General features: G+C 65.6%; 6 protein-coding genes. 2 read left to right on the top strand and 4 right to left on the bottom strand.

The annotated features are described in order from the left end of the window. The 4 genes from VW23_RS07760 to VW23_RS07745 all read right to left on the bottom strand — a co-directional run. A partial coding sequence (locus VW23_RS07760) for an ROK family transcriptional regulator (RefSeq protein WP_069909010.1) occupies positions 1–1,234 on the bottom strand: 1,234 nt, incomplete at its 3' end. 165 nt (positions 1,235–1,399) lie between these two features. Next, positions 1,400–2,548: a mandelate racemase/muconate lactonizing enzyme family protein gene (locus VW23_RS07755; protein ID WP_069909009.1), complete on the bottom strand. Its 1,149-nt coding sequence runs from the start codon at positions 2,546–2,548 to the stop codon at positions 1,400–1,402. A 326-nt stretch (positions 2,549–2,874) separates the two neighbouring features. Then, entirely contained in the window at positions 2,875–4,590 is a 1,716-nt protein-coding gene (locus tag VW23_RS07750) for a DUF6311 domain-containing protein (RefSeq protein ID WP_069909008.1), read from the bottom strand. Beyond that, positions 4,587–5,357: an SDR family NAD(P)-dependent oxidoreductase gene (locus tag VW23_RS07745; protein WP_069909007.1), complete on the bottom strand. Its 771-nt coding sequence runs from the start codon at positions 5,355–5,357 to the stop codon at positions 4,587–4,589. Before VW23_RS07745 ends, VW23_RS07750 begins: the two co-directional genes overlap by 4 nt. A gap of 277 nt (positions 5,358–5,634) precedes the next feature. On the opposite strand from VW23_RS07745, the gene pncB reads away from it, so the two are divergent. Next, complete coding sequence (gene pncB, locus VW23_RS07740; RefSeq protein WP_069909006.1) at positions 5,635–6,942, top strand: nicotinate phosphoribosyltransferase; 1,308 nt, start codon at positions 5,635–5,637, stop codon at positions 6,940–6,942. A gap of 82 nt (positions 6,943–7,024) precedes the next feature. Then, entirely contained in the window at positions 7,025–7,786 is a 762-nt protein-coding gene (locus VW23_RS07735) for a hydroxypyruvate isomerase family protein (protein ID WP_069909005.1), read from the top strand. Positions 7,787–7,818: the final 32 nt, after the last annotated feature.

The raw sequence follows: 7,818 nt of genomic DNA, 5'->3' as shown, positions 1-7,818 counted from the left end.
CCGTGAAGCACCTGGCGGGGGAGGCCCGGCACGTGCACAGCGCCCGGCGCGCGGCGGTGGCGTCGCAGTGCCGGGAAGGGCGCAGCCGCTCCGCAACCGCCAGCGCCGCGCGTGGGGCGCTTGGGAGGCGCCTAGCGGCGGCTGGGACCGGGCGGCGGGCAGCGCACCCGTCGAGGTCATCGTCGGTACCGTCGCAGGACTGAAGCGGGTCCTGGGCCGTAGCGACGGCACCGCTCCGCAGCCATTCCTCGAGCAGCTGCGGCGCGGTGCTGTCGATAATGGCGTGATCGATCTCCAGCACGGCGCCGGTATTGACGATGATCTCGGCGAGGGCGCTGCCCGACGCCTCGACCCAGGGGCCGATATGCGCCTCCCAATCCGCCCACGGCCAGTCCGAGGGGTTGCCGACCGGCAGCGCGATGCCCGCCGCGGCGAGGCGCCGGCCGGGCGCCGTGGTCGAGGCGATGTCGTGGCCGAAGCTGCGATGCCCATCATGGCCGTTGACCAGCATCGAGCCGAGGTTGGCGGAGTTGCCGGTCGGCCCCTCCCACAGCGTGTGTTCGGCGGTGATGCCGGCGCCGAGATAGGTCGAGACGAACAGGTGCACCAGGTTGGCCGGGCGCGGCGGCGGTGACATCACCATTTCGGCGAAGCAGGCGCAGTTGCCGTCGTTGAACCAGGTGGTGGCGAGGCCGGTCGCCGCTTCGAGCCCGGTGCGCAGATCGAGTTCGCGCCATGCTTGAAGTTGGTCGGCTGGTGCGTCGACATTGCCGATCAGGCTGCCGAGATTGCTGGGCGTGGCGAGACCGATGCCGGCGACGCGCTGCTGCTGCGCCGGGCTGAGCCGGGCGATGAGGCCGGCAATCGCTTCGGCCGCCTCGGCGACGATGCTGGTCGCGTCGGGGTAGGCGAAGTCGCGGCGATAGCGGCCGAGGTCCTCGCTGCCGAGGTTGATCAGGGTGATGTCGATGTGACGCCAGGAGATCTCGCAGCCAATGCCATAGGCGCCGGCATAGTCGAGATAGAGCGGCGTCGCCGGCTGGCCCCGGCGGCCGCGCAGCACGTCACCGCGCGTAATGAGGCCGTCGTCCTCGAGCTCGGTGACGATGGCCGACGCGGTCTGCGGGGCGAGGCCGGTGCGGCGCGACACCTCCGCGTTGGAGATGCCGGGGCTGAAGGTGATGGTGGTGAGCACGGCGCGGCGATTGGCGGCGCGCAGGCTGGCATGTTGCACACCGCGTCCCGCGGGTTCAAAAAAGTCAGCCAATTCTAAGCCCTCGCCGCAACCCAAATTGACGCCGAAGCAACGCCGCTCAGCCCGAAGTACGGGCTGAGCTTCGTATCCTGCGTCCGTAAATACTAAGTGGGGTGGCGCGGCGGGGCGTCAACCCACGAGCCACTACCAATTCGTCACAGAGCCATCGCGACGGTAGAGCATGGGCGCCTGCCAGAACTTAAAGCTTTGCTGCTTGATCAGTTCTTCATTGACCTCGATGCCGAGACCGGGGGCGTTGCTGACCGGGTAGTGCGAACCTTCAAGCCGCGGCTGCACGGGGAAAAACTCGGTGTTGTCGAAGCCGAGATTCTCCGCCGGGCTGGCGCGGGTTTCGAGCCAGGAGAAGTTCGGCACTGCTGCCGAGAAGTGCACGGTCGCGGCAGTGCAGATCGGGCCGAGCGGGTTGTGCGGCATCATGTCCACGTAGTGCGCCTCGCTCCAGCCGGCGACTTTCATCGACTCGGTCAAACCACCGACATTGCACACGTCGATGCGGTTGAACTGATGGATGCCGCGCTCGATGTAGGGCAGGAACTGCCACTTGGACGCAAACTCCTCGCCGATGGCGAACGGCACGTCGGTGAGGGTGCGCAGCGACTCGTAGGCCTCCGGCGTCTCGTCGCGGATCGGCTCCTCGAGAAAGTCGAGCGTGCCGGACGGCATCTTCTGGCAGAAGCTCGCGGCCTCAGCCACCGACAGCCGGTGGTGGAAGTCGATGCCAAGGATGACGTCCTCACCCAGCTCCTCGCGCGCCTTGACCATCCACTTGGCGGTCTTGCCGATATGCTCGCGCGGCTCGTAGATCGTCTCGCCGTGGCCTGAAGGCGATAGCCGCATGGCGGTCCAGCCGTGCGCGATCAGCATTTTGGCCTGTTCGATCATCTCGGGGCCGGGCTCGCCCGAGGTGGTAGCGAAGGTCGGGATTTTGTCGCGTTGTTTGCCACCGAGGAGCTCGTAAACGGGCACCCCCAATGCCTTGCCCTTGATGTCGTAGAGCGCGATGTCGATGGCCGAGATCGCCGCCTGCAGCACGCGGCCACCCTCGAAATACTGGCTGCGATAGAGCAACTGCCAGATGTGGCCGATCTTGAACGGGTCCATGCCGATGAGGATTTCGGTGTAGTGCTCGATGGCGCCGACCACCGCTTTCTCGCGGCCCGACAGGCCGCTTTCGCCCCAGCCGAAAATGCCCTCGTCGGTCTCGATCTTGACGACCAGCTGGTTACGGATGCCCACCCAGACGGCATAGGGCTTGATGGCAGTAATCTTCACTTCAATGGCTCCTCAGCGGCGGGGGTTTTCCCCGCTCGATTGGCTGAGAGGGGACGCTGATTGGCGCGACGGAGTCAATTGGACGAGGGAATGAAGTGGGGCTCGGTTCCCGTATCCCACACTGCAAGTCCTCCAAACTCGGTGTCATCCCCGCGAAAGCGGGAACTCCGTTTGCGATCGTGCCGCAGGCCAGGAAAACAGAGGTTCCCGCTTTCGCGGGAATGACCCGGTGGGTGGGGCACGACCATAACTTAGCGCCTATGAGCGTTCGCCGAGATGACGGTCGAAGGGTGGACGTGATCCTCGGCGACCTGTGCCGCACAGTACTACGGCAGGACCGCGACAAACGGCGAAAGCGAAATCCCCGCGGCGTCGAGGATCGGCTTACCGCCGGGCGCGAACAGGATCAGCCCGTCGATTGGTGCCAGTACGTCGTCGGGGCCGAGCAGGGGCAGGATGCGGCGAGCGCTCGCGCTATCGACGCCATAGATAGCGCCGCGATCGAAGCTGCCGTCGCGCATCGCGGTGTCGCCGACTTCTCGGGCGGCGCGGAGGGCGCTGGGGTCCATGCGGCCGAGATAGACGGCGTCGGTCGGCAGCTTGTGGGTGACGGCGAACCAGCTCAGCTCGCGCCAGTTCCAGTTTTCGTTCTCCACCGGCAGCGACCGGACGCGCTGATAGTGCGGCGCCAGCGCGTCCCAGGCCGGCGAAGTGAGCGTGGTGCGCCAGGTGGTGCCAGTACGGTCGGGGCCGATATTGAGGGCGCGGATGCCGCGCTGCAGGTCACCCAGCTGCAACGCCAGCGCCAGGCAGGCGACGAGCAGCGCCGGCGTGCTGCGCAACTGACGCGACAGCAAGGTGAGCAGAGCGAAGACGATCAGATAGCCCAACGGCCAGAACATCCGGCCGGAGGAGCGGAAGACAGTGAGGGTGTTCACCAGCCACTGGGGCAGCGGCAGCTCGAACAGCTCGATGCTCCCGAGCGCGACACGGTGGCTCAGCGAGAACAGGGCAAGGCCGACCGCAACCAGCACCAGGGGCAGCAGGCGCGGCCGCAGCAGTGGCGCCAGGTTGGCCGGGCGCAGCGTGAACAGCACGACGGCGGTGAGAGCAAAGATGCCGAGCCCGACATAGTTCACGCCTTCCCACTCGAAACGGTTGACCGGCACGCCGGGGACGATGAACTGGAAGAAGGCCGGATTGATCGGCCCCATCAAGTTCATGCGGAACAGCCCGAAGCCGTAGCTCTGCATCGAGCCGACCATGAAGATACCGGCCGACCACAGCACCACGGCAATGCCGAAGCTGCCGAGCCCCAGCTCTGCAAGGGTGCGGAGCGGGCGCAACTCCCCCTGCCAGGGGCGGGAGAGGAAGGATGCGCCCCACAACGCGAATACCATCACCAGCAGGTAGCCGTGGATAGCGGAAACGGTCGCCAGCAATAGCGGCCAGGCCCAGAGCGGGGTGGGACGGCGCAGGTAGAGCCAGACGGCGGCGAGGATGGTCCAGTGCCCGGCGAGCGCCATGTGGACGTCGAGCCGCATCAGGAAAGCTGGCTGGAACACGCAGAACATGGCGGCGATCAGCGCCATCGGCCGGCTGAGCTTCAACTGGTGCGCGATCAGCACCGCGAACAGCGACTGCAGGATGAAGCAGAGCAGCTCCCAGTAGCCCCAATACTGGAAGCGCTCGGGCAGCCAGCCGGCGATCAGCTTGAACGGGAAAGCAAAGAGCGGCAGTGAGTCCGAAAGGGCGACGCTGTTGGCGAGTTCGAGCCCGTTGAGCGGACTGGCGCCGGGCGGCCAGCCCCAGGGCGCCATGGCGAACCACCACCAGCCCAGCGTATGCATGGCGCGGTCGCGTTCGTCGAGCCACAGGATGTTGGTGGGGTCGAGCGGAGCGAGGCCCCGCACGATGATGAAGGCAATGATGCCGATCAGCAGCGCCGGGACGATGGCCGGCGTGTCGAGTGCAGGCGCGGTCGTCGCCGCCGGGCGCGGACGCACCGGCTGATCAAGCTCCGGGGCTCCGGTCACACTCATTGTTTCTTCGGTGATCCACCCAGTCTGGCGCGCATGCCGCCATCGACCCTCAATACCTCGCCGGTGATGAAGGAAGCGTTTTCCGAGGCGAGGAACAGTACGGCGCTGGCCACTTCGGAGGGCTGGGCCATGCGCCCGAGCGGATGCATGGCGTCGATCTCGGCATAGACGGCGGCCGGATCGGGCGCGGCGTCGACGGCGTTGCGGAGCAGCGGGGTATCGACCGAGCCGGGAGCAATGCCGTTCACCCGCACGCCATAGGGCGCGTAGTCGACGGCCATTGAACGGACGAGGCCGATGAGTCCGTGCTTGGACACCGAATAGGCCGTGACGCCGGCCTGCGAGGCGACGCCCTGCACCGAGGAGATGTGGACGACGCTGCCCCTGGAGGCGCGCAGCATCGCCATCGAGACCTTGGAGATGAGGAAGGCGCCCTTGAGGTTGACGCCGAGGGTGCGGTCCCACAGCGCCTCGTCGGTGGTTTCCACCGTGCCGTAGGTCTGGATGCCGGCATTGTGGCTCAGCACGTCGAGACCGCCAAAACTCTGCTGCGCCAGGTCGGCGGCGCGGCTGCAGTCGGCGAGGCTGGCGACCGAGCCGACGCAGGTCTCGATGGCTGCGGCCTTGCCCCTGAGCGCAGTTGCCACTGCATCGAGGCCGGCGGCGTCGACGTCCATCAGCACCAGCTTGGCGCCTTCTGCCGCAAAGGCTTCGGCGACGGCGCGTCCGATGCCCTTGGCCGCGCCGGTGACCAATACACGTTGCATGAAATCCTCCCTGTTGTTGCCGGCATATCAGCATCGCGACGGTGCCGGCGAAAGATGGAAACAGGGATGAGACGCACGGGCATCCGACTTCCATCGTCGTTTGGCGATGTAGCACCCTTTTCTTTTTTCTCCGATCCGCCTAGAGCATTCCTATTCGTTTCGCGTTGAGACGACGAAATGCTCTAGGTCCCTTGGTCGGTCGCGCTTTCGAACCGGAAAAGTTTGCAACTTTTCCTGAAAACGCTCCTGACGTGTCGGGCGAGTGAAGGGAAGCGTGATGCCGAAGACCGACATTGCCCGGCGGGTCTACAACCATACCTGGAAGCTCGATCCGATCGTCCGGAGCCTGCTCGATACGGATTTCTACAAGCTCCTGATGCTGCAGATGATCTGGGGACTCTACCCCAAGGTCGACGCCACCTTCTCGCTGATCAACCGCAAGACCTCGGTCCGCCTCGCCGACGAGATCGACGAGGGCGAACTGCGCGCGCAACTCGACCATGCGCGGACGCTCCGCTTCGGCAAGAAGGAGATGATCTGGCTGGCGGGTAACAGCTTTTATGGCTCGAAGCAGATTTTTTCGCCCGAGTTCCTGCGCTGGCTGGCGGGCTTCCGGTTGCCGGATTACCACCTGGAGAAGCGCGACGGGCAGTATGAGCTGACCTTCCACGGCAAGTGGGTCGAGACCACGATGTGGGAGATCCCGGCGCTCGCCATCATCAACGAGTTGCGCAGCCGCGCTGCGCTCAAGGCCTATGGGCCGTTCGCGCTCGACGTCGTCTACGCGCGGGCCAAAGCCAAGATGTGGGAGAAGGTGGAGCGGCTGAAGCTGCTCCCGGAGCTCCGCATCTCGGATTTCGGCACCCGCCGCCGGCACTCGTTCCTGTGGCAGCGCTGGTGCGTCGAGGCGCTGAAGGAAGGGCTGGGGCTCGAAGTGTTCACCGGCACCTCGAATGTGCTGCTCGCCATGGACAACGACCTCGAGGCGCTGGGCACCAACGCACATGAGCTGCCGATGGTGCTGGCGGCGATCGCGCCGAACGAGGAGGCGTTGAAACAGGCGCCCTACCAGGTGCTGCAGGATTGGGAGAGCTATTATGGCGGCAATCTCAAAATCGTCCTGCCAGATGCCTTCGGCACCGATGCGTTCCTTCGTGATGCTCCGGATTGGGTAGCGGACTGGACCGGCTTCCGGCCGGACAGCGCACCGGCGATCGAGGGCGGCGAGAAGATCATCAAGTGGTGGCAGGAACGCGGTCGCGACCCGCGCGACAAGCTGCTGATCTTTTCCGATGGGCTCGACGTCGACATGATCGAAGAGGCCTATCACCACTTCCATGGGCGGGTCCGCATGGCCTTCGGCTGGGGCACCAACCTCACCAACGATTTCTCGGGCTGTTCGCCGTGGCCTAACCCGCAGCTTGAGCCGATCTCGTTGGTGTGCAAAGTGAGCGAAGCTGATGGCCGTCCGGCGGTGAAGCTCTCGGACAATCCGGAAAAGGCCACCGGCGACGCGGCGGAGATCCGCCGCTACATCAGGATTTTCGGCGACAAGGGCCGGGTCTCCCACAAGGTTACTGTCTAGCAGACGGTCAGTTTTCTCGTCGCGGGTATCGCACCGGAAGAGTCTCATAGCTTTCCCGATCCCGCTCAATATCTGAGGTCTTATGCGTTACTCCGCCTGCATCGAGTGGCTGTTCGCCACCGAAGAACCTGACGTTGCCAACCGGGTCCGTGCGGCCAAGGCCGCGGGGCTCGACGCCGTCGAGTTCTGGCGTTTCTCCAACAAGGATTGCGACGCCATCAAGCTGGCGCTCGATGAGACCGGGCTGACGCTGGCGGGGATTCTGTGTGAGCCGATTGCGCCGCTGACCAATCCGGAATCGCACCAGTGGTTCCTCGAGGGGGTGCGCACCTCGCTGGCGGCGGCGCTGCAGTTGGGCGCGAAAGTCATCATCGCGCAGGCGGGTGACCACCAGCCGGGTGTAGCGCGCGCGGCGCAGCACGCGGCGATCGTCAAGGTTCTGAAGGAAGCGGCGAAAATTCTCGAAGGCTCGGACGTGGTGCTGGCGCTGGAGCCGCTCAACGACCGGGTCGACCATCCGGGCTATTACCTCACCTCGACCGAGGAAGGGCTCGACATCGTCGACGAGGTGGGCCGGCCCGAGATCAAGCTGCTCTACGACATCTACCACGCGGCAGTGATGGGCGAGGAAATCGAGGTGCTCGCCGGCCGGCTCGACCGCGTGGTGCATGTGCATCTCGCCGACACGCCGGGCCGCGGCGAGCCGGGCAGTGGCCGCATGGATTATGCCGAACGGCTCGAATGGCTGAAGGCGCAGGGCTATGACGGGTTGATCGGGCTCGAATACAAGCCGGGCGGGCCGACGGTGGAGACGCTCAGGTTTCGGGAAGTGGTCGCCGGCTAGGCTGGTGCGGGCTGACCCCCACCCCTGTCCCC

It is taken from the genome of Devosia insulae DS-56 (genome assembly GCF_000970465.2).
Lineage (GTDB): Bacteria > Pseudomonadota > Alphaproteobacteria > Rhizobiales > Devosiaceae > Devosia_A > Devosia_A insulae.
The sequence above is the reverse complement of the archived record's forward strand: the minus strand, read 5'-3'. Positions and strand labels throughout refer to the sequence as shown.